Source organism: Pseudomonas laurylsulfatiphila (assembly GCF_002934665.1).
In the GTDB taxonomy this organism is placed as follows: domain Bacteria; phylum Pseudomonadota; class Gammaproteobacteria; order Pseudomonadales; family Pseudomonadaceae; genus Aquipseudomonas; species Aquipseudomonas laurylsulfatiphila.
In genome coordinates this window covers 118303-143886 of the sequence record NZ_NIRS01000001.1, presented here as the reverse complement: position 1 = coordinate 143886, position 25584 = coordinate 118303, and the positions used below count along the sequence as shown (strand labels likewise).

Sequence of the window (25584 nt, the reverse complement as noted above, 5' to 3'; positions counted from 1 at the left end):
CAGGATCGGGCACAATGCCCGGAAACTTCACGCCAACGCTCTGGACTAACCTCATGAGTCGCGTTGGGCTATAACCTTTGACACACATTTTATTTGTAGTAGGGAGCATCAGCACATGCAACTCGGGATTATTGGACTGGGCCGCATGGGCGGCAATATTGCGCGGCGCCTGATGCTCAACGGGCACACCACCGTTGTTTACGACCGCAATACCGCCTTTGTCGAAGCCTTGTCCGCTGAGGGCTCCACCGGCGTCGCCGATTTGCCGGCCCTGGTCGCTGGCCTGGCCAAGCCGCGTGCGGTTTGGGTCATGCTGCCGGCAGGCGCACCGACCGAAGAAACCATCGACACCCTGAGCACCTTGCTCGAAGCCGGCGACACCATCATCGACGGCGGCAACACCTTCTATAAGGACGATATCCGCCGGGCGAAGACCCTGTCGGAAAAAGGCCTGCATTACATCGACGTCGGTACATCCGGCGGCGTCTGGGGACTGGAGCGGGGCTACTGCATGATGATCGGCGGCGATGCCGCGACCGTGACGCGTCTCGACCCGCTGTTTGCAACCCTGGCCCCGGGCATGGGTGACATCCCGCGTACCAAGGACCGCAAGTCCGACGACGATCGTGCCGAGCGTGGCTACATTCACGCCGGTCCCGCCGGCGCCGGACATTTCGTGAAGATGATCCACAACGGCATCGAATACGGAATGATGCAGGCCTTCGCCGAAGGCTTCGACATCCTGCAGACCAAAAACAGCGAAAGCCTGCCAGCGGACCAGCGTTTCGACCTGAACGTCGCCGACATCGCCGAAGTCTGGCGTCGTGGCAGCGTGGTGTCCTCGTGGTTGCTTGACCTGACCGCCGACGCCCTGGCCAGTGATCCGAAGCTCGAAGGTTTCTCCGGGTCGGTGGCGGACAGTGGTGAAGGCCGCTGGACCATCGAAGCGGCGATGGAGCAAGCGGTGCCGGTGCCGGTGCTGTCGAACTCGCTGTTTTCCCGCTACCGTTCGCGCGGCCAGGGCACCTTTGGCGACAAGGTTCTCTCGGCCCAGCGCTTCGGCTTCGGCGGCCATGTGGAGACTTCGAAAAAATGACCCACGTGATCCGCAGGAAATCCAAGGCTGAGCCCGCACCAGCGACGACGCTGTTTCTGTTTGGCGCCCATGGCGACCTGGTCAAGCGTCTGTTGGTGCCCGCGCTGTATAACCTCAAGCGCAACGGGCTGCTCGGGGATGGACTGCGGATCATCGGCGTTGACCACAACGCCATCAGCGATGAAGGTTTTGCGCAAAAGCTCGAAGACTTCATTCGAAACGAGATGGCTGGCAAGGGTGATCACACCCTTGATCCAGTGGTCTGGTCCAAACTTGCCAAAGGCATCAGCTACGTCCAGGGCGATTTCCTGGACGACAGCACTTATCAAGCGCTGGCGGCGAAAATCGCCGACAGCGGAACCGGCAATGCGGTGTTCTACCTGGCCACCGCGCCACGTTTTTTCAGTGAGGTGGCGCGCCGACTCGGTGCCGCCGGCTTGCTGGAAGAAACCCCCGAGGCCTTCAGAAGGGTGGTGATCGAAAAGCCCTTCGGCTCCGACCTGCAAACGGCCGAGGCCTTGAATGCCTGCCTGCTCAAGGTGATGACGGAAAAGCAGATCTACCGGATCGATCACTATCTGGGCAAAGAGACCGTGCAGAACATTCTGGTCAGCCGGTTCTCCAACAGCCTGTTCGAAGCGTTCTGGAACAATCACTACATCGACCACGTGCAGATCACCGCCGCTGAAACCGTCGGCGTGGAAACCCGTGGCAGTTTTTATGAGCACACGGGCGCGCTGCGCGACATGGTGCCCAATCACCTGTTCCAGTTGCTGGCGATGGTGGCGATGGAACCTCCCGCCGCGTTTGGCGCTGATGCGGTGCGCGGAGAGAAAGCCAAGGTCGTCGGCGCGATCAGGCCCTGGACGGTCGAGGAGGCCCACGCCAACTCGGTGCGCGGCCAGTACGCCGCGGGTGAAATCGACGGCAAGGCGCTGCCGGGCTATCGCCAGGAAGACAAGGTCGCACCCGACAGCAATACCGAAACCTATGTGGCCCTCAAGGTCATGATCGATAACTGGCGCTGGGTCGGGGTGCCGTTCTACCTGCGCACAGGCAAGCGCATGAGCGTGCGTGACACCGAGATCGTCATCTGTTTCAAGCCGGCGCCCTATGCGCAGTTTCGCGATACCGAGGTCGATGAGCTGCAGCCGACTTATTTGCGCATCCAGATCCAGCCGAACGAAGGCATGTGGTTCGACCTGTTGGCCAAACGTCCCGGTCAGGCCCTGAAAATGGACAACATCGAGTTGGGGTTTGCCTACAAGGATTTCTTCGAGATGCAGCCGTCCACGGGCTACGAAACCCTGATCTACGATTGCCTGACCGGCGATCAGACGTTGTTCCAGCGCGCCGACAACATCGAAAACGGCTGGCGCGCCGTGCAGCCGTTCCTCGATGCCTGGCAGCAGGACGCCAGCGTGCAGAGCTATGCCGCCGGGGAAAACGGCCCGAAGGCCGGCGAAGAATTGCTCACCCGTGACGGGCGCGTCTGGCACCGCCTCGGATAATGTGGGAGCGAGCTTGCTCGCGATAGCGGTCTGTCAGGCACTTGGATGTGAATGTGCCGCCGCCATCGCGAGCAAGCTCGCTCCTACAGGGTTGGGGGGTTACAGCCAGTAACTCACCGCATACCAGCCCAATATCCCCATCACAACGGTGTAGGGCAACGCCATCCAGACCATCCGCCCGTAAGACAGGCGCACCAGCGGTGCGATCGCCGAGGTCAGCAGGAACAGGAACGCCGCCTGGCCGTTGGGCGTCGCCACGCTTGGCAGGTTGGTGCCGGTGTTGATCGCAATGGCCAGCGTCTCGAAATGTTCGCGGGTCATCTCGCCTGCCATGAATGCGCGCTTCACTTCGGTGATGTAAATGGTCGCGACGAACACGTTGTCACTGATGGCTGACAGCAGGCCATTGGCAATGAACAGCATGCCCGGTTGTTGGTCCGCCGGCAGCGCGAGTACCCAGTGGATCAATGGCGAGAACAATTGCTGGTCGTGAATCACCGCGACCACGGCGAAAAACACCACCAACAAGGCGGTAAACGGCATGGCGTCCTTGAACGCGGTGCCGAGGCGGTGTTCGTCGGTGATGCCGGTAAACGCGGTGATCAACACGATCACCATCAAGCCGATCAAGCCCACTTCGGCGATGTGAAACGCCAGCCCGGCAATCAGAATCAATGCGGCAGCGCCTTGTACCAGCAGCGCGGCCCGTTGGCGGGCGGTGCGCTCGGCATTGTCTTCGGCGGCGTAGTTGGCCAGTACCGCACGGACGTTATCCGGCAGCAGCGTGCCGTATCCGAACCAGCGCAGCTTTTCCAGCAGGACGCATGTCACCAGGCCTGCAACCAGTACCGGCAGGGATACCGGCGCAACCTTGGTGAAGAATTCGGAGAAATGCCAACCCATTTCATGGCCGATCAGCAGGTTCTGCGGCTCGCCGACCAGCGTACACACACCGCCCAGTGCGGTGCCCACGGCACCGTGCATCAGCAGGCTGCGCAGAAAGGCGCGGAACTGTTCGAGATCGCCCTGATGCAGGGTCGGCAGATGTTGGTCGTCGCTGTACTCGCTGTCCTGGCGCGGGTCGTTACCCGAGGCGACACGGTGATACACCGAGTAAAAACCTACGGCGGCACTGATGATCACGGCGGTCACGGTCAAGGCATCGAGGAACGCCGACAGAAAGGCCGATAAAAAGCAGAACATCAGGGCCAGCGCGGCCTTGGAGCGAACCCCCAACAGCAGGCGCGAGAACAGGTACAGCAGCAAGTCCTTCATGAAGTAGATACCGGCCACCATGAACATCAGCAGCAGGATCACCGGGAAGTTGTGTAGCAACTCGTCATAAAGCGCTTGGGGCGTGGTCATCTTCAGCAGCAGGGCTTCAATCAACAACAGACCGCCGGGCATCAGCGGATAGCACTTGAGCGCCATGGCCAGGGTGAAGATGAACTCCAGCACCAGCAGCCAGCCGGCCGCCACCGGACCTGCGGTCCACAGGACCAGGGCATTGAGAATCAGAAAGCCGACGATGCAGGCCTTGTACCAACGGGGCGAATGCCCGAGAAAGTTGTGCGCGAACGCCTGGGCCATTGAACCGGACATCGGCTGCTCCTTGTTTTAAGAAGCGCGCAACTTGCCGCAAGCGGGGGAGAAGATCAAGCGCAGGAAAAATGCACGTGACTACCCCTGATAGCGAGCGATGACCGCCTTGTAGTTTCCATGCAGTGAATAGCCGCCGACGACGATGTTTCCATCGGCCTGCGCCGCGACACAGGTGGCAGTATCCAGGCTCGGGCCGAGGCGGGTACGCGTATAGCCGCGGCCATTGCCAAAGCGGTGATCGGGACGGCCGTCGGGCAGGTATCGACCGATCAGGAAGTCTGCTTCGATGCCGCCGATGGTTGCGCCCGCCGTGAGCACACCTCCATCGGGCTGTAGCTGCGCGGCACTCCACTGGCAGCCGCTATGGCCAATTACCAGGCGTTGCGGCTGGCCGCCGTTGCAGTGATTGTCGGGGCGGCCGTTGCTGTGCATCTTGAACGTCAGGCAGTGCATCGGCTCGCGACTGCAACCAAAACACAAGACGTCTCCATTGATTTGCTGGACCACCTGACTGACCTGGGCGCCATGCCCCTGCGCCTTGAACGTCAGGAATCCGTCCACGGCGAAACTGTCGTCGAGGCGGCCGTCGGTGTGGTAGCGCGCCAGCAAGCCTTCTTCTGGAAAGTTGATCGATCCACCCACCAGAACCCGGCCGTCACCTTGCACCGTCAGGCTGCTGAGCCAGGTATTCATCAGCAGGTGCCGGACCACCACAAAGCCACGGCCATTGAACGAGCAGTCCAGCGAGCCTTCGACATCCAGCCGTATCAACAGGCCCACGTGATCGGCCAGTTCGAAGTGATGGTTGGCCAGAATCAGGATCCGGCCGTCTCGCTGTACGTCCACATCGCAGGCCTCAGCGCCCGGCACACCGGGAGGCAGCCAGATATCACGCACACCCAGGGACAGACCGCCAGGCAATCGCACGACGCAGCGGCCATTATCGCCAAAGCTTCGAACCAGGCGACCCTCTTCATCGAACAGTGCCAGGCCCGGGAGCGTGCGGTGTGCATTATCGTATTGCAGGCCGGCCAACAGGATATTGCCGTCGGGCATGAGCAGAACCTTGGCGCCCATGGCTTCGAACCCGGGCTCGAATTGCCCGATGACGCTGCCTTGCCTGCCGAACGCAAGGTCTGCCGAACCATCATCCAGCAAGCGGGCCAGGCCAAATCGGCTGCCCTCGGCCATGGTGACCTTTGCCGCCACCAGCATACGGCCCCGGGCATCGATTGCGACGTCGTTGGCCATGCTGGAAAGGCTGTCGGCGAAATACACCTGGGTTTTGCCGTTGCCCGCAAACGTCGTATCGAGAGTGCCGGCAGTGTTCCGGACGGCGGAGCAGGCAATGGCGGACTGGATTGACATGAACCGCATCTCCTTGCGAGTCGTCCTGATCCAGAAGTTTGGGTGGCGACTTTATAAGGAGAATATTCAATCCCTGAATCGGGAGATGCACAACGGTATGAACTAACAGACGGAGAGTCGCTGTGTGCCACAACAGTGTCTTTTCGAACCAATGGCAAGCCTGCAAAGTATCAGGCGCACAAAAGTTCAAACTAATGGGGCAATGAGTGCGTATGGGCGAGAACCATCAGCCCAACTAAAAGACGGGAAGGGCGCGGATTACCCCGGAGTAATCCGCAAAACGATTAGTGCGGCATCGACCACGACTGCAGTGTGTAACCTTCCTCGCTCAATTCGGCGCGGGCCTGTTCCAGCAGCAGTTCGAGTTGTGCGGGATCGGAATAAGCGCTGCTTGGGATCTGCTTGCGGCCAATGCGGGTGCTGGTGCGGTCGATAACGGTCAGGCTGAGTTCGCCATTACCGTCTTGTGGAGCCCAGGCCACGCATTTGAATGGCTTAAATGCACGGTCGGCAATCAAAAGTGCTTCGTTGATACGGAGCGGGGCGTTCATAGGGTCTTCTCTCTGTGTGCCCAATCAAATGATGTGCCGTCGGTTGGGCTTACCGTTCGGCTGGTTACTTGTACTGATGCCCGCAACCGGGGTTCGGGTCACACACAATCAAAAGAAATTTCGATTTTATTTCATGGGTTCAAGAATGAGCCCGGCATTGAAAGCTGAATGAAAGGAAAGAGTCGTTAGGTAGCGATCAAAGGCGCTTCTTATAACTGGATTTATTGCAATCCTATAGTCAAACGGTACAAGGGCCTGTCAAGTTCTTGCTAATGTTACAATTATGTCCGCCAAATGATTGTTTTTACTAAATTTTCTAAAAATTGGCGCCAAGGATCAGTCATGAGCGATGTGCCAGCTTCACGACGTCTATTAGTGGTGGACCCCTGTGACGATTGCTATCGTCTGCTCCCTGGATTGCGCGCTATCGGTTGGGACGTTGACAGCTGCACGCTGGAACACGCCACTGACCGAACCTGTGACGTGGGCTTGATACGCCTGCAGCCGTATCATCTTGAACACCCGGAAGCCGTCAAGGAATTGATCAGCCGCAGTGGCGCAGAGTGGATAGCGGTACTCAACCAGGAAGTGCTGCGACTGCAAAATGTCGGCGACTTTGTCTGTGAGTGGTTTTTTGACTTTCATACCTTGCCGTTCGATGTGTCCAGGGTTCAGGTAACGCTGGGCCGGGCATTTGGCATGGTGCGGTTGCGTGGGCAGGGTACGGTGCATGTTGACCAGCCCGAGCACGAATTGCTCGGCGACAGCAAACCTGTGCGTGAACTGCGAAAACTGCTGAGCAAACTGGCGCCGACCGAATCTCCGGTATTGATTCGCGGTGAAAGCGGCACTGGCAAGGAATTGGTCGCACGAACTCTGCATCGCCTGTCCCAGCGTCACAGCAAACCCTTCATCGCGATCAATTGTGGTGCGATTCCCGAACACTTGATCCAGTCCGAGTTGTTCGGCCATGAGAAAGGTGCATTTACCGGCGCACATCAACGCAAGGTCGGACGAATAGAGGCCGCTAACGGTGGCACCCTGTTTCTCGACGAGATCGGTGACCTACCACTGGAGTTGCAGGCCAATCTGCTACGGTTCCTCCAGGAAAAACACATCGAGCGGGTGGGCGGCAGTCAGCCGATTCCGGTCGATGTGCGGGTGCTGGCGGCGACGAATGTCGACCTTGAAGCCGCTATCGCGAAGAAACGCTTTCGCGAAGACTTGTATTACCGCCTGAACGTACTGCAAGTGGTGACCGTTCCGCTGCGTGAGCGCCATGGCGACTTGTCGATGCTGGCCAATCACTTCTCCCATTTCTACAGTCGTGAAACCGGACGTCGCCCCCGCAGTTTCAGCGAAGACGCCTTGATTGCCATGGGCAAACACGACTGGCCAGGCAATGTTCGTGAGCTGGCCAATCGCGTTCGTCGTGGGCTGGTATTGGCCGAAGGCCGGCAGATCGAGGCCCGCGACCTGGGGTTGATCAGTCAACACGCAATTGCCGCGCCGATGGGCACCCTCGAAGAATACAAGACCCGGGCCGAACGCCAGGCGTTGTGCGATGTATTGAACCGCCACAGCGATAACCTGAGTGTCGCTGCCAAAGTATTGGGCGTGTCACGTCCGACTTTCTACCGGTTGCTGCACAAGCATCAGATTCGTTGAATTCCTGCTTCAAACAAAAAGACCGCTGCAATGAAAATTGCGAGCGCGGCGCGCTTGAATCCATCGCCAGCAAGCTGGCTCCTGTAGGAGCTGGCTTGCCAGCGATGGTCGTTAACGATAATGCGTGTGACCTGGATTAACGCGGCGCTCTTGAGTCCATCGCCAGCAGGCTGGCTCCTACAGTTTCAGCTTGGGCATGGTCCCTTGTAGGAGCTGGCTTGCCAGCGATGGTCGTTAACGATAACGCGTGTGAACTGGATGAACGCGGCGCACTGGGGTCCATCGCCAGCAGGCTGGCTCCTACAGTTTTAGCGTGGGCACGGTCCTTTGTAGGAGCTGGCTTGCCAGCGATGGTCGTTAACGATAACGCGTGTGAACTGGATGAACGCGGCGCTCTTGAGTCCATCGCCAGCAGGCTGGCTCCTACAGTTTTAGCGTGGGCACGGTCCTTTGTAGGAGCTGGCTTGCCAGCGATGGTCGTTAACGATTACGCGTGTGAACTGGATGAACGCGGCGCACTGGAGTCCATCGCCAGCAGGCTGGCTCCTACAGTTTCAGCGTGGGCACGGTCCTTTGTGGGAGCTGGCTTGCCAGCGATGGTCGTTAACTATAACGCGTGTGAACCGGATGAACGCGGCGCTCTTGAGTCCATCGCCAGCAGGCTGGCTCCTACAGTTTCAGCGTGGGCACGGTCCTTTGTAGGAGCTGGCTTGCCAGCGATGGTCGTTAACGATAACGCGTGTGAGCTGGATAAACGCGGCGCACTGGGGTCCATCGCCAGCAAGCTGGCTCCTACAGTTTCCTGGATGGCGTGAAGAGCCTGGTCAGAAGTAGTAAGGGAATTTCAGGCTGAACTGGAAGTCCGGGGCGTCGTCCGTCAAGCCAATGGACAGGTTGGGTACGATGGTCAGGTTGTTGGTGGCCGCAATGGTCATGCCGATGTTGAAGTAACCGGCGTTGGCATCGCTGGACACCACCGATTGCCAATCCCCGCCATCTTCCTTGAGCTGGCTCTTGCGTTGAACCAGGTCGGAGACCGAGAACGACATACTCATCTTTTCGTTCAAGGCGAACGCAATACCGGCGCCAATCTGGAAACTGTCGCCAATGCGTACTTTGCCCGGCGTCTTGAGCGCCGGGTTGGAGCTGATGTCGTCGAAAGACTCTTCCAGGTTGTGTGTGTACGACAGGCTGCCGAACAGCACTGCCGGATCGAACGTCTTGACCAGAGAGATCCCCGGCGTGATCGACCAGACGCCGTTACCGGTAGGCAAGGATTCAGGCACGGCCAGGTTGGAGTTGGCGTCCACCCGAACCAGCTTGATGCCGAACGGGTCTTTGCCGGTCGGTGCCTTGACGCGCAAGGTCACCACGGCATCCGGCGTGTTGGCCGACTCGTCGAGGAATTTGTAGGCGATACCGAAGTTGACGTCGCCAATGGCCGGGTCTTCCTTGACGGTGTCTTCGGTCGTGACGTTGGCGGCGCCGTTATTGCCGCCACCGGACTGGTACGTGGACTGACGGTAAACCACCGGCACGTTCAGGTCGAACTGCCAGCGATTGTTGAAGTTGTAGCGGCCGGTGAGGTCCAGCGTCCAGGTGTCGGCCTTGATCCGGTCCAGGTTGATGGCGCCGAGAAAGATCGAGTCCAGGGCGAGAAAACCGTTGAGGACCAGCTGGCGGGTATCGTACCGGGAGTAGGTGATCCCGGTTTCGACGCTGAACTTGCCACCGCCGAAGAACCCGCTGGCCTCGTCATACAGGTTTGAAACGCTTTGCGCCGGTTGTGAGTCATCAGCCAGCGATTGTCCATACGAACTGCCGCTGCCCCCGGCGGCACCCCCTGAAGCCGCCGCGGCACCGGTGCCGGTGGCGACGTTTGGATTGCCCTTCAGGTCCGCTGGCGACTTGGCCAGGCGTTTGGGAGGGGCTGGAGCGGGCTGCTCTTCGACCTGGCGGACCCGTTGTTCGAGAACCGCCAAGGCCTTTTGCTGAACTTCGTATCGCTGCTTCAACTCCAGAAGCTCTCGTTTGAGAGCCTCCAGTTCCGGGTCTGTTGCTGCCTGCACCATCGCCACCGGCAGTAGAGAGCACAAGCAAATAACTGCACGCAGTGATACCGATCGGTACATGAAAAAACCGTCCATTTGTGCCCAATGCTCGTGTCTCAGCGTAGCTCAATACCCCAAGGTCCGTAATGCAGTGAGTTGGTTCAGGTTATAGCCCAATGCACCAGCGCTCGGTTTTTTATTGTCGAGCACGACGCTGAGTCGAGTCAGGTTGTTGACCACATTGCTGTTGCCCAGCAACCGGGTGTCTTGCAGTAACCCGCCCTGGGCGACTTGTTGCAGGCTTGAGCCCTGGTTGTTGTTGGCGGTGATGGCGACCTGAACGCCACCGCCGGTCGCGGACACGGCGACACTGCCGGCAGCATTGCTGCCGGAGATGGTTTGACCGGCTATCAGCGCCTGGCCCCGGCTCGGCACCGGCGCAGGGGCCGTGCTGGCCTCTTTGACGTTGATGGCGATCTTGTTGTTTGAGCTGTTGCCATCGCCAGCGGCCCGTGTGACCTGGGTGACGCCCTGAGAGGTGCTCAGTCCCGCACCACCCGTTATGTTACCGGTACCCGGGGCGGTGCCCGAAACGGTGCCCGAGCCGTGGCCCGAGCCGCTACCTGAGTTAGGCGAACTGCCTTTACCACTGTGATTGAAGGTTGAAACGTAGAACTCGGGCTTGACCGTTTCGGCTTGAAGACGCATCGAGGTGGTTGCCCCGATCAGATCACCACTGGCGTTGCGCCAGGTACTGCTCATGACAACACCGAAGCTGATGATCCGCCCCGGCATCACATACCGGCCACGCAACTCGGCCAGTTCCTGGTCCTTGATTTCGATGGGTCTGAACTCATCAGCAAAACCTGAAGTGGTCGCTGCCAGACAGGCAGTGACCACCCAATACGAGGTTTTCATTTGCTGCTCCCGGAGCATCCTGCCCCCTGTCATCTTGTTGGCGATTAAAAGAAGTCGCTCTGTATGAAACCGAAATCCATCAATTCGGCATCTTTGACCGGGTTGAAATTATCCATCTTGTTCTTGGCAGTCAGCGGTTCCGGTGGACTGCGTAACGCATTGGTTTTGTCGTAACCGGGACCGATGATAGCGAAGACAATGCCATTCCAGCCTTGGACAAAGTCTTCATGGGAGTAGCGTTTGTGACCGAGCACCGGGTCGCCGATGTACACCCAGTTCTTGTCCGCCCGCTGCAACACCACGAAGTGCTTGTAGCCGCGAATTTCCATCAGTACTACCACCGGAATCGTCACGGCGTCGAGTCTTTCAGGCGGGATCTTGTAGCCCCGGGCGCGCATGCCGATGCTTTCTATGTAGCGCTTCATGTCCAGCATGGAAAAACCCTGGGTACGCACCAGATCCTGGTCGGCGAAGACCAGCATGCCTTTGATGATGTGCTCCTCATCGACGTCGAGCCAATAGGCCTGGCGCAGTATCGTTGCCAGCGCGGCGGCGCCGCAGCTGAAATCGGTTTTCTGTTCGACGATGTCGCTGAACTTGCGCTCACGCAAACTCTGTACGTGCTTGTACACCAGCACGCCGCCCGGCAGGGCGGCAACCGGCATCTGTGCGGCCTGGGTCAGCCCAGACAGGCAGAGCAGGGCAAAAAGGGCCGTCTTACGCATGGACGATACCCCTTCAGACCGAGGAAAAGCGTCGTCGCCGAGGCTTTCATGGCGGTCGCGATTATGGGCATGATTTGCAGCCTGCGGCGATCGACAGCGAGTTGCTTTGCTGGTTGCCGACGCCGGACGATACGTTGGCGCCGCCGTTGCCGGAGAAGCTGTTCATCGAGCCCGTGATCGAAGCATTGTTGGTTACAGGAGGTCTCCAGCCTTCTGGCGTCACCACTTGTTGAGTGGTTATACCGGACAGACCGAGTACACCCACGGGTACGAACTCAGGCCTGGCGTTGTTGGTGACTTTCAGCCCGGACGTGCTTTGGTTCGCTGCCGCCGCGGCTACTGCTACACGGCCGCCGGAAACGGCAATCGCCAGGTTGTTTTTCTGTTGGTTGAAGTCGCCGGTGGTCACGTTGATGCCGATGTTGCCGGAACCGCTGTTGCCAGCGTTATTGAGCGTTGTGTTGTTGGTATTGGAGTGGTTCCTGGCGGTGTTGCCGGTGCTCTTCTGAGTCGCGCTGGAGACGGTGACGGCGGAGCCGAAGATGAAGGCTTCGTCCGCCGTGGCAAGGGCGGCGGCGTTATCTTGCTGGTTGCCGTTACCGGCCGCAACGTTGGCGCCCATGTTGCCGTTGGAGCTGTTCAGGGAGTTATCGATTTTGGCGTCGTTTTGGGTGCCCCGGTTCACTACCCCGCTGTCACTGCTTTCCTGCGAGTCGAGCACGGCGGCCCCGGCGCCTGAGGTAATCTGCAGAATCTGATCCAGCGACGGGCCATTGGACTGTTGGTTGCTGCCCTGTCCATTGCCCTGCACGGGATCAGCCTGGGCTGCAAATGCCATCACTGCTGCCAGGGCGAAAGCCAGTGGTTTGAGAGCAGTTGTCGGGTTCATGGTGATTCTCCGTGCTCATTAGTTGTTCAAGTGTTGGTACTTCCCACTCGCGCTGTATCGGGGTCAGTCAGAGACCCGGATACTCAGGGTGTTGGCCATTCGGTTCCCCACCCCGGCACTCTGGTTCACCTGGATCACGCCCCGGCTGCCGGTGAAGGCCTGGTCGCTTGTCACGACCTGGCGACTGCCGTTTGGGGTGCCAGATGCTCCCGAGTTCGGTAGCAACGCCACGTTCTGTTGAGAAAGAGCACTGTCGTCGATGGCTTGCGGTGCAGCGCCGATGCTGATGCGCAGGGCGTTGGCCATCTGGTTGTTCGCCCCGGCACTCTGGTTGACGCCCAGTACGCCGCTGCCATGACTGAAAGAGTTGCCGCTGATAGTGGCCGTCGCATCCATCGATGGATTGGCCGGCGTAGTTATTTTCTGCCTGACGCTGGTGGTCGCACCGGCTTCGGTACCAATGGCGATCGCGCGGACGTTGGCCTGCTGCTGTTGATCACCCGCCGCCTGGTTGACGCTGAAGTTGCCTCGGTATTGGGTACCGGAATCCAGGAGGGTGGCGTTGTTCACCGAACTGACGCCCGAATCGGCCATCACGCTGGTGCCGCCGAGCAGGGCAAGCAACAAGGCAGTTAACAAGGCAGGTAAAAGAAAGGAACGATCCATCTCATTGCCCCCCCGCCATTCTGCCCAGTGGGCTGAGGCCGGTGCTCATGGCACGGTTGATGGTTCCGGAAATGGCGCCGCCACTGCCACCACCGTGGCCGATGGACATGCCAGGCAAACCGTTGGGGTTGGTGATGACACTCAGGCCTTGCATGCCGCCCGGGTTTTGCCCGAAGCTGTTATGAGGGGTCGTTCCGGTGGTTACCCCGGCGATATCGGCGTCGCTGAGTTCGCCGGTGACGCGGGCAGAAGGGTTGGCACTGATGGTGGCCGGGTTCGGATCCCTGCCGCCACTGCGACCGATGAAAGTTGGGTGAACGGTACGATCAAGCACGATGACACCGTTGCCTTCGGCTTGAACGTTGAAACTGAGAACAGTGCCGGCAGTGCTCGCGATCAGCAGGAGGCACATCAAGCCTTTTTTTTTGAATATCTCCACGACATTCATTCCTTCATTTGTAAGCTGGCCCCGGTCAGCTGTGTAAGGAATAGAGCGAAAGCTGTGCCGCCTTTTGAATATCGAGTTGATTCAATGGCTTACAGATTTTGATTGAGAACCTTTTGTCGAGGGTGTAACAACGGTGAGACAAAACCCTGCGCAGGCAACCCGTAATCGCGGACCAACCCCTCTGGAACAAGGGTTATAGCGTTGTTGTAACAACGCCTTAACACATCCGGTGAGCAAACGAGGAGGGGCGTTGAAATGGGTGGTTTCAGGCAGGGAGGATGTTTCAGAATCGGACACTTCGCCCCCCACAGCAGGGTGAGGATGGGCAAATTGCCCCAAATGCCGGTCAGGCGCCGAGCAATCGGGTCACGGCGCTCAGTGCCTGGATTCGGCGTTCTGCCCAATCTCCGTGCAGCACTTGAACCGGTTGTGCGTGGCGTTCAAGCCAGGCCAGGGTCTGCTCGAAAAATGCCTGGCGCTCACTCAATCCAGGCTGGCAACGCTGGCCGTCATCCGTCCACTCGACGTGCTCCGGTGACAGCAGCAGGTGCAAGTCGTAATGCCGGGCCAGCAGTGCGGGTTCAATCCAGGCGGGGCAATCGCCGAACAGGGTCTGGCTCCAGAGGATATTGCTCAGCAGGTGCGTGTCGAGGATGAGCAAGGGTGGTTGTTGCACCCGGGCCTGGTCTTCCCATGTCAGTTGACCGCGGGCGATGGGCGTAATGTCGGCCAGCGTGGTGTCCCGCGGATTCTGCTCGATGAACCAGCGCACGTACTCGTCAACCAGCATCCCGCCGAAACGCTGTTGCAACTCGGCCGCCAGCCAGCTTTTACCGCTGGATTCAGGGCCTGTGAGGACCAGGACTTTCATGCGCGCAATGCCGGATCGGCACGCCATTCGCGCCAGCCCTGTACGGCGATGACGGCGAACAACCCATACAGGGTGGCGGTCAGGTACAGGCCCTTATAGATGAACAACCCGACGAATATCACATCCAGAGCGATCCACAACGGCCAGCACTGGACACGTTTTTGCGCCATCCAGACCTGCGCCACCAGGCTGAACCCGGTCAGCGCCGCATCAAGCCAGGGTTGTGCAGCGTCGGTCCAGTGGGCCATGGCCGCTCCCAGCAACAGACTGCCGACTGCACCAATGGCCAGGCTCAACACCACGGTTCGAGTGTCGAGTCGACTGACTTCGCGGCCACGGGTCGTGTCGCCGCCCCGTGTCCACTGCCACCAGCCGTAAAGCTGCAAGCCGGCATAGATGACTTGCAGCAGCATGTCGGAATACAGCTTCACCTCAAAAAAGATCCAACTGTAGAGCAGTACCATGACCAGGCCGATAGGCCAGCACCAGGGGTTCTGTTTGACCGTCAGCCAGACGGCAATGACACCGAGGGCGGCGGCAAACAGTTCAAGCCCGGACATGGAGATACCTTGGGGTAATCGAAGAGGGGGCGGATTGTAACCGCCGATCGGACTTGTCTGATAGGATTTCGCCCCCCGCACGGGTAAAGCTGATTCAAGGTGGTTTTTTTCACAGGATTTTAACGGTTCTGTGGTGATCCTTGATGCGCGGGGCCTCAGCTACGCTGATCGCAATGAAAGCATTTGAAAAAATATTAACGGGGCATGCCGGCGCGCATAGCCTTTTGGGGGATTGATGGATCTTTGGACCGCCTTTCAGGCATTGATTCTTGGGGTTGTAGAAGGGCTGACCGAGTTCCTGCCCATTTCCAGTACCGGCCACCAGATCATCGTGGCCGACTTGCTCGGCTTCGGGGGCGAGCGGGCGATGGCGTTCAACATCATTATTCAGCTGGGTGCCATCCTGGCGGTGGTGTGGGAGTTTCGACGCAAGATCCTTGACGTGGTCATCGGTTTGCCAACCCAGCCGGGTGCCCGGCGGTTTACCGCGAACCTGTTGATCGCGTTCTTGCCGGCCGTGGTGTTGGGCGTGATCTTCGCCGACCTGATCCACCATTACCTGTTCAATCCGATCACCGTGGCAACCGCGCTGGTCGTGGGCGGGATCATCATGTTGTGGGCCGAGCGCCGCCAGCATGAAGTACACGCCGAATCCGTGGATGACATCACCTGGAAAGATGCCTTGAAAGTCGGCCTTGCCCAATGTCTGGCGATGATTCCGGGCACTTCGCGTTCGGGCTCGACCATCATCGGCGGTTTGCTGTTCGGCCTGTCGCGCAAAACCGCTACCGAGTTCTCGTTCTTCCTGGCGATGCCGACCATGGTCGGCGCGGCGGTGTACTCGGGCTACAAGTACCGTCAGTTGTTTGTCCCGGCGGATTTCCCGGTGTTCGCCATCGGCTTCGTCACCGCGTTCATTTTTGCGATGATTGCGGTCCGCGGGCTGCTCAAGTTCATCGCCAACCACAGCTATGCGGCGTTTGCCTGGTATCGCATTGTGTTCGGCCTGATCATCCTGGCGACCTGGCAGTTCGGCTGGGTCGACTGGAGCGCGGCCAAGCCGTGAGTGACTCGCGCTCGCGCAACAACCCCGGACGCCCGTCCGGGGGACAGATCCGCCATTCACGGCTGAAGTGGCTGTTGTTTGCGGTCCTGTGCGCGTTGCCGCTGTCGGGTTCGCTGTCGTCATGGCTGCACGGGGAGTCGCTGATTCCCCTCGCGGCCTACGGCATCGTCAGCGTCGTGACGTTTTTCCTGTACTGGAGCGACAAGCGCAAGGCGCGCGCCGAGCAATGGCGAACGCCGGAAAACGTCCTGCATGCGCTGGAGCTCGCCGGTGGCTGGCCCGGAGCGTTGCTGGCCCAGCAGGCGTTTCGCCACAAAACCCGCAAAGTCTCGTACCAGTTGGTGTTCTGGATCATCGTGCTATTGCACCAGGTGTTCTGGATCGATCACCTGTTTCTCGGCGCACATGTGTTCGCCTTGACCTGATAAACAAAGCCCTACAGCAACAGTCCGACTTGAGTGCGCTTGGGCAGTCTGCTCACCACCAATTGGTGGGAACGCTGCAGCAAGCCCTGCAGTTCCTCGCTGCCGAGCGGGTAGGGCGTTTGCATGATGATCCACTGGGCGCGGGCCAGATACGGCGCCGGGTGAATGCCCGGGCGGTCGCAGTGACCGAGAAACAGATCCTTGTCGACCTTGAAGGCCAGGGAATCACCCCTCAGGCCCTGCAAGGCGAACATCTTGTTCCCGGCAATCGAAAACACCCGCACACCTCCCCATTTATAATCTTCCCGTGCACCGGGCAGGGCGAGGCAGAACTTCGCGACATCCTCTTCGCTCATCCGTCCAGCTTTCATAACAATCGTTCCCCACAGGCATTGAAGGATTCGACCAGGTGGTCAATCCAGGCGCGTACCGCCGGCATTACCCCGCGTCGATGAGGATAGACCGCCTGCAGCCAGCCACCGGGCAACGACCACTCGGGCAACAACTGCACCAGTGAGCCGTTTTCCAGCTCCTGTTCGCAATACATCATGGGCAGCATCGTAAAGCCCAGGCCGGAAAGGGTGCTGGCCTTGCGCACGATAAAGTCATCGATGCCCAGCCGGGCCTCGAGCGCGAGTTCACAACTCTTGCCCTTTTGATCCAGCAGGCGGATGTGCACCATGCGGTCGGCTTCCAGTGCGCCGAGCACCGGCAGGCTTTTCAGATCTTCGGGGTGATTGATCTCACGCCCCGCGAGGAAACCGGGGCTGGCGACCATCAGCATCTGCGCCTGACGCAGGCGGCGGGTGACCAGCAGCGGGTCTTCGTCGCCCAGCTCCCGCACACGCAGGGCAACGTCAATGCCTTCGTTCACCAGGTCAACCCGGCGGTTTAGCAGCATGACTTCAAGCTGGACTTGCGGAAAGCGTTCGAGAAAGTCGCTGATCACCCCCGGTAATATTTCGTGGGCCAACCCGACCGGGCAAGACACCCGCAAACGTCCGCGGGGTTCACTGGACATACTGGCCACGGCCTCGTCGGCCATTTCTGCTTCCAGCAGCATCGCCTGGCAGTGCCTGAGGTAGCGTTCACCCACAGCAGTCAGTTTCAGCTGTCGGGTGGTGCGTTGCAGCAAACGTGCACCCAGGCGTTCTTCCAGTTCGGCGATGCGCCGTGACAGTCGGGACTTGGGAATGCCGAGCAAGCGTCCGGCTGCCGCGAAACCCCCGGCTTCCACGACTTTGGCGAAGTAATACAGGTCGTTGAGGTCTTGCATGATGTGAATCCGATTGTTCTATCTGTGAGACGAACTATCGCATTGTTGCCGACTAATCAGCTATTGGTTTCGTCTGTAGGATTAGTCCCATCTGATCGCCCTTGTGGGCGATCCTCACTTGGAGATCCCACATGAAATTGCTGCATATCGATTCGAGCATCCTGGGCGACAACTCGGCTTCCCGTCAGTTGAGCGGTGAAGTCGTCAAGGCCTGGCAAGCCGCCGAGCCGGCTGCCGTAGTGACCTACCGAGACCTGGCCGCTGACGCCATCAGCCATTTCTCTTCCACTACCCTGGTCGCCGCCGGCACCACCGCTGAACTGCGCAACGCCGCACAACAGCACGAAGCCGAACTGAGTGCCTCGACCCTGGCCGAATTCCTGGCTGCCGATGCCGTAGTGATCGCTGCACCGATGTACAACTTCACCATCCCGACTCAGTTGAAGGCCTGGATCGATCGCATTGCCGTCGCCGGCCAGACCTTCCGCTACACCGAAGCCGGCCCTGAAGGCCTGTGCGGCGGCAAGAAAGTGGTGATCGTTTCGACTTCCGGTGGCATGCACGCCGGTCAGGCAACCGGTGTTGCCCACGAAGAATATTTGAAGTTGCTGTTCGGTTTCATCGGTATCACCGACATCGAAATCGTCCGCGCCGAAGGCCTGGCATACGGTGACGATGTACGCAGCAAAGCCATGAGCGCTGCTCATGCGCAAATCAGCGAGCAGTTGTTCGCCGCCGCGTAAGGCTTGCGTAAAAGTTCGCAACCGTTCAGGTAAAGCCCAAAAAACTCTGTATTCTGGTTACGCAAGTACCAGCTACGGAGTTTTTTGTTTCTGGTCGTTTCAGGTGTGGCCCGACTTATGCAGTTCAGGGTGTACGTCTCAGTCCGGTAACAAGGTGGGGCATCCCATGGTGCGTCTTTGTGCAACTTTACTGATTTGCCTGCTCAGCAGCTTGAATACAGTGCACGCCGCGCCTGCACCGCATCCGCACTGGAGCGTCGGCTTCCATGAGATGACGTTTCTCGACCCACTGGACCTGCAGCCGATGCGCGCCATCGCCTTCTATCCATCCAGTGATTGGGAGCACACCAGCAAACTCGAGGGTTACACCGTCGAAGCCGGGGAGGACACCAAGGTCGCGATAGGCCGGTTCCCGATGCTGATGCTGTCCCACGGCAACACCGGCACCCCCCTGGCCCTGCACGATCTCGCCACCTCGCTGGCACGCAAGGGTTTCGTCGTGGTGGCGGTGATCCACCCCGGGGACAACTCCCGGGACCACAGCCGCCTCGGTACTTTGAGTAACCTGTACGGGCGGCCGATCCAGATTTCCGAAGCCATCACGGCCACCCTGGGCGACCGCATGCTGTCCCCCTTCGTCAACGCCGATCAGGTCGGTGTCATTGGTTATTCGGCCGGTGGCGAGACCGCATTGATTCTGTCCGGCGCTACGCCGGACCTGGATCGCCTGCGCCGTTATTGCCAGGAACGTCCGGACGACCACGACGCCTGTAATACCCAGGGCGAGTTGATTGTCGACCGCGACGACCTGCAGCCGGTGGCAGACCCACGGGTGCACGCCTTGATGCTGATGGCGCCGCTGAGCCTGAAGTTTGGTCGCCACACCCTGGCCGATGTGCACGTGCCGGTGCTGCTTTACAGCGGCGATGGCGACAAACTGGTGGCGGTCGACAAGAACGCCGCGGCACTGGCGCGCAAGTTGCCTACGGCGCCTGACTTCAAGTTACTGGCGGGAGCAGGGCACTTCGTCTTCATGGCGCCGTGCAATGACGAGCAGATCGCGATCATGCCTGCGCTGTGTACCGATGCCGATGGCGTCGATCGGCAAGACATTCACCGCAATCTGATCTCTGAAGCCGGAAGTTTCTTCTCGCGCACCCTGGGCAGGGCGACCCGGGCGGGGATGCAGACCGCCGATCAATGAATGCAGGATCGGCGGATTTCATTAAACGTTACTTGTTGGCCAACGCTGTTTCCAATGTTTTAACTCTGGCGTCAAGTTCGCGAACAGACTCGATAAGCGGCGCCACCAGTTTTTGATAGTCCACTTTCAGGTGTTCACCATCGGTGCGCACTAACTGTGGATAAACCTTTTGTACGTCCTGAGCAATCAAACCAACATCGGCCTGGTTGTTTTGTTTCCAGTTAAATGTAACTCCGTGAAGTTTCAGGAGGGTTTCCGTTGGGTTTTCGAGGCGTTTCACATCGGTTTTCAGTCGCTCGTCGCTGAATGGGCAGCACTCGTCACCCGGTCCATCACCGATGTCCCAGCATTGACCGTTGTGACAGATTTGCTGTGTCGAGCTTTCCGCATGGGCAGTGGAAGAAAGTGAAAGAACCATTGCCGGGGCAAGAAAAGCTAAAGGCAGTATACGCACTTTTGGTACATCCTGATTTTCGACTTGATGAGAAAGTAGCGCGCCGGATTTTGTCAAAACTTACTGCCGAAACAATGCTGGCACTTCTAACTAATCGATTCTGGATGTTGCATTTAAGTTGTAGTCTGAAACAATTTAATCTTTATTGTTATTAGGATGTTCAATTGGTTCTGTGTCGGGCCTGACGAGACAGCATGAGTGTCAAACAAAGTCCGGTCACCGACAACAGCGCCGCACTGAAGAATATCCACGAATATCCCATGTTCAATGCAATCGCGCCCATCAACGGGCCGGCGATCGCCAGCGCCAGGTCGAAAAACACCGCATAAGCACTCAATCCGGCCCCCCGGCTGGAATTGGGCACCTGTTTGATGGCCTCGACGCCCAGCGCCGGATACACCAGCGACAGGCCGAAGCCGGTCAGGCCGGCGCCAATCAGCGCGTACCCGGTCGACGGGGCCAGCCACAGCAGCACCAGGCCCACGGTCTCGATGCACATGCAGGCAATGGCGGAGGTGAATCCGCCGAATCGGCTGATGGCGGAAATGAACAGCAGCCGCGACAGAATGAAACAGACCCCGAACACGCTCAGGCAATAGGCGGCACCGGTCCAGCCGCGATTGACGTAATACAAGGTAATAAAGGTCGTCAGGGTGCCGTAGCCGATGGAAGCCAGGCTCAGGCTCGCGCCAAACGGCGCAATGCGTCCGAACACCGCCCAAAACGGCAAACGTTCACCGCGTACCACCGGCACCGAGGGCTTGTTGCGAATCAGCAACAGTGCAGCCAGGGCCAGCAGCGACAGGGCGATGCCCAGGCTGGCGAAACCGAGTTGTTGCACCATGACCACGCCCAGCGGCGCACCAATGGCAATCGCACCATAGGAGGCGATGCCGTTCCAGGAAATCGACCGCGCGGTGTGCTCGGCGCCCACCTGACCCATGCACCAACTGATGGTGCCGACGCCGATCAAGCCTTGGGCTATGCCCAGCAACAAGCGCCCGACGATGAGGATCAGCAGGCTGAGCAACGGCAAACTTTGCAACAGGGTCGACAGCAGCGTCAGCACGCCACTGAGTACAATCCCGGACAAGCCATAAATGATCGCCCGCTTGGTGCCAACGCTGTCCGACATGCGCCCGGCCATGGGGCGACTGAGCAGGGTGGCGAGGTATTGCGAGCCGATGGTCAGCCCGGCCACGATGGCGCTGAACCCCAGTTGCTCGTGGACATAACCTGGCAATACCGCAATCGGCAAACCGATGCAGAGGAAGGCTATAAAGGTATAGAACACGATGGAGACGATCTGCAGGGTGATCGCCATGGCGCTTTGCGGGGGCACTTGCTGCACAGACATGAGGGCTCGTTCGCGGGCGGCGGTGGGAGAACTGCATCATGGCGCGGCGGTGGGATAAAAGGAAGCAGGCTAACGATTAAAAGATCGCAGCCTGCGGCAGCTCCTACATTTGACGGCGTACACCCTGTAGGAGCTGCCGAAGGCTGCGATCTCTAGATCTTCAAAAACAAAAAGCCCCGTCACAAAGGACAGGGCTTTTCACTTACAGCTAAAGGCTTTTGGTAGCCCTTAGAACACCACACCCTGACTGCGCAGGTAGTCGTCATAGGTGCCGCTGAAGTCGGTCACGCCGTTCGGGCTCAACTCGATGATGCGGGTGGCCAGGGACGATACGAACTCACGGTCGTGGCTGACGAAGATCAGCGTGCCCGGATAGTTTTCCAGCGCCAGGTTCAGCGCCTCGATGGATTCCATGTCCAGGTGGTTGGTCGGTTCATCCATCACCAGTACGTTCGGCTTTTGCAGGATCAGCTTGCCGAACAGCATGCGGCCTTGCTCACCACCGGAAATGACCTTGACCGACTTGAGGATCTCGTCGTTGGAGAACAGCATGCGACCCAAGGTACCGCGAATGATCTGCTCGCCCTGGGTCCACTGGCCCATCCAGTCGAACAGGCTGACGTCGTCTTCGAAGTCATGGGCGTGGTCCTGGGCGTAGTAGCCCAGCTCCGCGCTTTCGGTCCACTTCACGGAACCGGCGTCCGGGGTCAATTCACCCATCAAGGTACGCAGCAGGGTGGTCTTGCCGATGCCGTTCGGGCCGATGATCGCCACGCGCTCGCCGGCTTCGACGGTGAAGCTGAAGTTCTTGAACAGGGTCTTGCCGTCGAAGCCCTTGGACATCTGCTCGATGGTCACGGCCTGGCGGTGCAGCTTCTTGGTCTGTTCGAAGCGGATGAACGGGCTCACGCGGCTCGATGGCTTGACTTCGGCCAGCTGGATCTTGTCGATCTGCTTGGCGCGGGAAGTGGCCTGCTTGGCTTTCGAGGCGTTGGCCGAGAAGCGGCTGACGAACGTTTGCAGTTCGGCGATCTGGGCTTTCTTCTTGGCGTTGTCCGACAGCAGTTGCTCGCGGGATTGGGTCGCCGCGGTCATGTACTCGTCGTAGTTGCCCGGGAACAGGCGCAGCTCGCCATAGTCCAGGTCGGCCATGTGGGTGCAGACACTGTTGAGGAAGTGACGGTCGTGGGAAATGATGATCATGGTGCTGTTACGCACGGTGAGAATCGATTCCAGCCAGCGAATGGTGTTGATGTCCAGGTGGTTGGTCGGTTCGTCGAGCAACAGCACTTCCGGATCGGAGAACAGCGCCTGGGCCAGCAATACGCGCAGTTTCCAGCCCGGAGCCACTTCAGACATCGGACCAAAATGCTGTTCCAGGGGAATACCCAGGCCCAGCAGCAGTTCACCGGCGCGGGATTCGGCGGTGTAGCCATCCATTTCGGCGAATTCGGTTTCCAGCTCGGCCACGGCCATGCCGTCTTCTTCGCTCATTTCCGGCAGCGAGTAGATGCGGTCGCGCTCGGCCTTGACCTTCCACAGCTCTTCGTGACCCATGATCACGGTGTCGATCACGGTGAATTCTTCGTAGGCGAACTGGTCCTGGCGCAATTTACCCAGGCGCACGTTCGGCTCCAGCATGACCTGGCCGCCGGACGGCTCGAGGTCGCCGCCGAGGATCTTCATGAAGGTCGACTTGCCGCAACCGTTGGCGCCGATCAGGCCGTAACGGTTGCCACCGTTGAACTTGACCGAAACGTTTTCGAAGAGCGGCTTGGCGCCGAACTGCATCGTGATGTTAGCTGTAGAAATCAAAGGTTTTTCCTGCGAAGCATTCAGAGTAGCTAGGGTTGCGGCAGTACCGGTTCAGTACCCGTTTCCACTGTCCGGACCTCAGGACATTCATCCCGATCGGCAGTGGAAGTTCCATCTGGCATTAAGTGGACAGCAGCATGTGGCGCGCCTGACCCGAGTCGACGTGCGCTGAAAGGGGATTTTTCCGCTTTCAACCTGGGGGCGCGTAAAGTTTGGCGGCGATTGTACTGGTCTGGCTCTTTAAACGATAGGGCGTTGAGGCCGCAGTGACGTTTCGGCGGGTTTTGTAGACAGTTTTTCACAGTTACAGGTTAACTATTGGTTACAAACTGTGGCTAAAATGCCATCCGTCGCCTAAGCGCCGATCGTCGGCGTAGCTCGATGGCGCTACAGGGCCGCTGTTTCGTTTTCAGCCGCTGCACAAGACCCGGGGACCGGCATGCCGGTAAAGGGCGCAGTTTGTTTTCTTCTGACGTGTGACGATTTCCGTGAAACTGATCATTGCCGTTATCTACGTTGTCTCTATTGCGTATGTCCACCTGCGTGGCCAAGTGCGCCATAAGCTGGGTCGCCAGTTGAGTGATCACTCGACGTTTCTGGCGCCGATCAATTGCTTTCTTTATCTGTTTTCGAAAATCCCCAACAAACCCTATCTCGACCCGGCCGACTTCCCCGACCTGCGTCCGCTGCAGGCGCATTGGGAAGAAATTCGTGCCGAAGGCCAGAATTTGCTTCGGGCCGGCGAGATCAAGCGTTCGGACCAATTCGATGACGTCGGTTTCAACTCGTTTTTCAAGACCGGCTGGAAGCGCTTCTATCTCAAGTGGTACGGCGACAGCCATCCATCGGCCATGAAGCTCTGCCCGCGCACCACCGAGCTGGTGCAGGGCATTGGTTCGATCAAGGCGGCAATGTTCGCCGAGTTGCCACCGGGATCCAGACTGGTGCGCCACCGCGACCCGTATGCCGGTTCGTACCGTTATCACCTGGGTCTGGAAACCCCCAACGCCGAGGGTTGCTACATCAATGTCGATGGCCAGGACTACCATTGGCGCGATGGCGAAGCGGTGATGTTCGATGAGACTTACATTCATTACGCGGAAAACACCACGCAGCAGAACCGCATCATTTTGTTCTGCGACGTCGAGCGCCCGATGAAATACAGGTGGGCAGCTGCATTCAATCGCTGGTTCAGTCGCCATGTGATGTCAGCGGCGGGTGCGCCCAACGAGGCGGGCGACAGGACCGGCGGCCTCAACCGCCTGTTCGGCAAGATCTACAAGGTTCGCCTGCACGGCAAGCAACTGAAAAAACGCAATCGCAAGCTTTACTACCTCGAAAAGTGGTCGATTTTCGCCGGATTGCTGGTGGTCATCATTCTGATCTGAGGGGTGTGTCCAGACGAAGAGGCCCGGACATCCAGCCAATCACTTGCTGACTTTCTTCTTCGCGGCCGGTTTGCTGCTCGCGTTGGGCTTTGCCGTTGCTTTCCCGGCACCCTTGCTGCCCAGGCTACGCTTGAGCAGCTCGGTCAGGTCAATGACATCCGCCGTTTTACGTAGCTCTTCACCCGAGGCGGTTTCGACGTCTTCAATCTTGCCTTCATGGGCCTTCTTGTCCACCAGGGCCATGATCTTGTCCTCGAAACCATCCCGATAGTCTTGCGGTGTCCACTGGGCGCTCATGTCCTCCACCAGGCGCCTGGCCATGTCCAGTTCGCCCTTGGCCAGTTCCGGCCGGGTCACTTCGCTGCCCAGCGCCAACTCATCGAGGCTTCGGACTTCCGCCGGCCAGCGCAGCATCACCAGCACCAGCGCCGACTCCAGCGGCATCAGCGCGGCCAGGTGCTGTCGGGTATGCAGTACCACATGGGCGAGGGCGACCTTGCCGGTTTTGCTCAGGGTTTCGCGCAGCAGGGCATAGACCTTGCCGCCGCGCTTGTCGGGCGCCAGGTAGTAAGGCGTGTCGATGTTCTGCAAGGGAATCTGCTCGGCGTCGACAAAGGAAAAAATGTCGATGGTCTGGGTCGAGAGCGGGTGAGCGCTGCGGATCTCCTCCTCACTGAGCACCACGTACCGGCCCTTTTCGTATTGCACGCCCTTGACGATGTGCTCCTTGGTGACTTCCTTGCCCGTGACCTTGTTGACACGCTTATAGCCCACCGGGTCCATGCTGCGGCTGTCGAGCCAGTCGAAATCGACGCCCTGGGAGGACGTTGCCGAGACCAGCGCCACGGGGATATGCACCAGTCCGAAGCTGATTGCGCCTTTCCAGATTGCCCGTGCCATGGTCGTCTACTCGCGAGTGATGTTCAGGTGAC

Annotated in this window: 25 protein-coding genes; 8 read left to right on the top strand and 17 right to left on the bottom strand. The window is 59.0% G+C overall.

Annotation, left to right across the window (positions count from 1 at the left end; all coding sequences use genetic code 11):
• Nucleotides 1-91 precede the first annotated feature (91 nt).
• Nucleotides 92-1096, top strand: coding sequence for a phosphogluconate dehydrogenase (NAD(+)-dependent, decarboxylating) (gene gnd / locus CD175_RS00600; RefSeq protein WP_338066199.1), 1005 nt, complete (start codon nucleotides 92-94; stop codon nucleotides 1094-1096).
• On the top strand, nucleotides 1093-2607 hold the full coding sequence (gene zwf / locus CD175_RS00595) for a glucose-6-phosphate dehydrogenase (protein ID WP_104447238.1): 1515 nt from the start codon (nucleotides 1093-1095) through the stop codon (nucleotides 2605-2607). Before gnd ends, zwf begins: the two co-directional genes overlap by 4 nt.
• A gap of 99 nt (nucleotides 2608-2706) precedes the next feature.
• Here the strand turns inward: zwf and nhaB are convergent, their stop codons facing one another.
• The 3 genes from nhaB to CD175_RS00580 form a co-directional block, all read right to left on the bottom strand.
• Nucleotides 2707-4209 (bottom strand): sodium/proton antiporter NhaB, encoded by a 1503-nt coding sequence (nhaB, locus tag CD175_RS00590; RefSeq protein ID WP_104447237.1) that lies wholly within the window; start codon nucleotides 4207-4209, stop codon nucleotides 2707-2709.
• A gap of 78 nt (nucleotides 4210-4287) precedes the next feature.
• Nucleotides 4288-5577, bottom strand: coding sequence for an NHL repeat-containing protein (locus tag CD175_RS00585; RefSeq protein ID WP_104447236.1), 1290 nt, complete (start codon nucleotides 5575-5577; stop codon nucleotides 4288-4290).
• 284 nt (nucleotides 5578-5861) lie between these two features.
• Nucleotides 5862-6128: a hypothetical protein gene (locus CD175_RS00580; RefSeq protein WP_057714735.1), complete on the bottom strand. Its 267-nt coding sequence runs from the start codon at nucleotides 6126-6128 to the stop codon at nucleotides 5862-5864.
• A 342-nt stretch (nucleotides 6129-6470) separates the two neighbouring features.
• On the opposite strand from CD175_RS00580, the gene CD175_RS00575 reads away from it, so the two are divergent.
• A complete protein-coding gene (locus CD175_RS00575; RefSeq protein WP_104447235.1) occupies nucleotides 6471-7796 on the top strand; it encodes a sigma-54 dependent transcriptional regulator in 1326 nt (441 codons plus the stop codon).
• A gap of 824 nt (nucleotides 7797-8620) precedes the next feature.
• On the opposite strand, the gene CD175_RS00570 is transcribed toward CD175_RS00575, so the two are convergent.
• From CD175_RS00570 to pnuC, 8 genes are all read right to left on the bottom strand, one after another.
• On the bottom strand, nucleotides 8621-9928 hold the full coding sequence (locus CD175_RS00570; RefSeq protein WP_104448054.1) for a fibril amyloid transporter FapF: 1308 nt from the start codon (nucleotides 9926-9928) through the stop codon (nucleotides 8621-8623).
• A gap of 45 nt (nucleotides 9929-9973) precedes the next feature.
• Nucleotides 9974-10783, bottom strand: a complete 810-nt coding sequence (locus tag CD175_RS00565) for a fibril amyloid subunit FapE (RefSeq protein WP_104447234.1) — start codon at nucleotides 10781-10783, stop codon at nucleotides 9974-9976.
• Nucleotides 10784-10809: 26 nt separating this feature from the next.
• A complete protein-coding gene (locus CD175_RS00560) occupies nucleotides 10810-11490 on the bottom strand; it encodes a fibril amyloid maturation endopeptidase FapD (protein ID WP_104447233.1) in 681 nt (226 codons plus the stop codon).
• Nucleotides 11491-11551: 61 nt separating this feature from the next.
• Nucleotides 11552-12379: an amyloid-like fimbrin subunit FapC gene (locus CD175_RS00555; protein WP_104447232.1), complete on the bottom strand. Its 828-nt coding sequence runs from the start codon at nucleotides 12377-12379 to the stop codon at nucleotides 11552-11554.
• Nucleotides 12380-12442: 63 nt separating this feature from the next.
• Nucleotides 12443-13045: a fibril amyloid subunit FapB gene (locus CD175_RS00550; RefSeq protein ID WP_104447231.1), complete on the bottom strand. Its 603-nt coding sequence runs from the start codon at nucleotides 13043-13045 to the stop codon at nucleotides 12443-12445.
• Between the two features lies 1 nt (nucleotide 13046).
• A complete protein-coding gene (locus CD175_RS00545) occupies nucleotides 13047-13493 on the bottom strand; it encodes a functional amyloid chaperone FapA (protein ID WP_104447230.1) in 447 nt (148 codons plus the stop codon).
• A 346-nt stretch (nucleotides 13494-13839) separates the two neighbouring features.
• Nucleotides 13840-14364, bottom strand: a complete 525-nt coding sequence (locus CD175_RS00540; RefSeq protein WP_104447229.1) for an AAA family ATPase — start codon at nucleotides 14362-14364, stop codon at nucleotides 13840-13842.
• Nucleotides 14361-14924 (bottom strand): nicotinamide riboside transporter PnuC, encoded by a 564-nt coding sequence (gene pnuC / locus CD175_RS00535; protein WP_104447228.1) that lies wholly within the window; start codon nucleotides 14922-14924, stop codon nucleotides 14361-14363. Before pnuC ends, CD175_RS00540 begins: the two co-directional genes overlap by 4 nt.
• Before the next feature lie 235 nt (nucleotides 14925-15159).
• Here pnuC and CD175_RS00530 point away from each other — a divergent pair, with 235 nt between their 5' ends.
• Entirely contained in the window at nucleotides 15160-15990 is an 831-nt protein-coding gene (locus CD175_RS00530) for an undecaprenyl-diphosphate phosphatase (protein ID WP_104447227.1), read from the top strand.
• Nucleotides 15987-16415: a DUF1294 domain-containing protein gene (locus CD175_RS00525; RefSeq protein WP_104447226.1), complete on the top strand. Its 429-nt coding sequence runs from the start codon at nucleotides 15987-15989 to the stop codon at nucleotides 16413-16415. The genes CD175_RS00530 and CD175_RS00525 overlap by 4 nt, the downstream gene beginning before the upstream one ends.
• Nucleotides 16416-16426: 11 nt before the next feature.
• Here the strand turns inward: CD175_RS00525 and CD175_RS00520 are convergent, their stop codons facing one another.
• Both CD175_RS00520 and CD175_RS00515 read right to left on the bottom strand, forming a co-directional pair.
• The gene (locus CD175_RS00520) at nucleotides 16427-16786 is read right to left on the bottom strand and encodes an MmcQ/YjbR family DNA-binding protein (protein WP_102700747.1); all 360 of its coding nucleotides are present in this window, start codon (nucleotides 16784-16786) and stop codon (nucleotides 16427-16429) included.
• The gene (locus CD175_RS00515) at nucleotides 16783-17691 is read right to left on the bottom strand and encodes a LysR substrate-binding domain-containing protein (protein WP_104447225.1); all 909 of its coding nucleotides are present in this window, start codon (nucleotides 17689-17691) and stop codon (nucleotides 16783-16785) included. The genes CD175_RS00520 and CD175_RS00515 overlap by 4 nt, the downstream gene beginning before the upstream one ends.
• A gap of 131 nt (nucleotides 17692-17822) precedes the next feature.
• Here CD175_RS00515 and CD175_RS00510 point away from each other — a divergent pair, with 131 nt between their 5' ends.
• Together CD175_RS00510 and CD175_RS00505 are read left to right on the top strand one after the other, a co-directional pair.
• Entirely contained in the window at nucleotides 17823-18434 is a 612-nt protein-coding gene (locus CD175_RS00510) for an FMN-dependent NADH-azoreductase (protein WP_104447224.1), read from the top strand.
• A 166-nt stretch (nucleotides 18435-18600) separates the two neighbouring features.
• The gene (locus tag CD175_RS00505) at nucleotides 18601-19638 is read left to right on the top strand and encodes an alpha/beta hydrolase family protein (protein WP_104447223.1); all 1038 of its coding nucleotides are present in this window, start codon (nucleotides 18601-18603) and stop codon (nucleotides 19636-19638) included.
• 28 nt (nucleotides 19639-19666) lie between these two features.
• On the opposite strand, the gene CD175_RS00500 is transcribed toward CD175_RS00505, so the two are convergent.
• The 3 genes from CD175_RS00500 to CD175_RS00490 all read right to left on the bottom strand — a co-directional run bounded on the left by CD175_RS00500 (nucleotide 19667) and on the right by CD175_RS00490 (nucleotide 23264).
• Entirely contained in the window at nucleotides 19667-20092 is a 426-nt protein-coding gene (locus CD175_RS00500) for a tail fiber domain-containing protein (protein ID WP_240628876.1), read from the bottom strand.
• A 160-nt stretch (nucleotides 20093-20252) separates the two neighbouring features.
• The gene (locus tag CD175_RS00495; RefSeq protein ID WP_104447222.1) at nucleotides 20253-21449 is read right to left on the bottom strand and encodes an MFS transporter; all 1197 of its coding nucleotides are present in this window, start codon (nucleotides 21447-21449) and stop codon (nucleotides 20253-20255) included.
• A 228-nt stretch (nucleotides 21450-21677) separates the two neighbouring features.
• A complete protein-coding gene (locus CD175_RS00490; RefSeq protein WP_033044478.1) occupies nucleotides 21678-23264 on the bottom strand; it encodes an ABC-F family ATPase in 1587 nt (528 codons plus the stop codon).
• Between the two features lie 488 nt (nucleotides 23265-23752).
• Here CD175_RS00490 and lpxO point away from each other — a divergent pair, with 488 nt between their 5' ends.
• Nucleotides 23753-24652 (top strand): lipid A hydroxylase LpxO, encoded by a 900-nt coding sequence (gene lpxO / locus CD175_RS00485; RefSeq protein ID WP_104447221.1) that lies wholly within the window; start codon nucleotides 23753-23755, stop codon nucleotides 24650-24652.
• 39 nt (nucleotides 24653-24691) lie between these two features.
• On the opposite strand, the gene ku is transcribed toward lpxO, so the two are convergent.
• Nucleotides 24692-25552 (bottom strand): non-homologous end joining protein Ku, encoded by an 861-nt coding sequence (gene ku, locus CD175_RS00480; protein WP_104447220.1) that lies wholly within the window; start codon nucleotides 25550-25552, stop codon nucleotides 24692-24694.
• Nucleotides 25553-25584 lie beyond the last annotated feature (32 nt).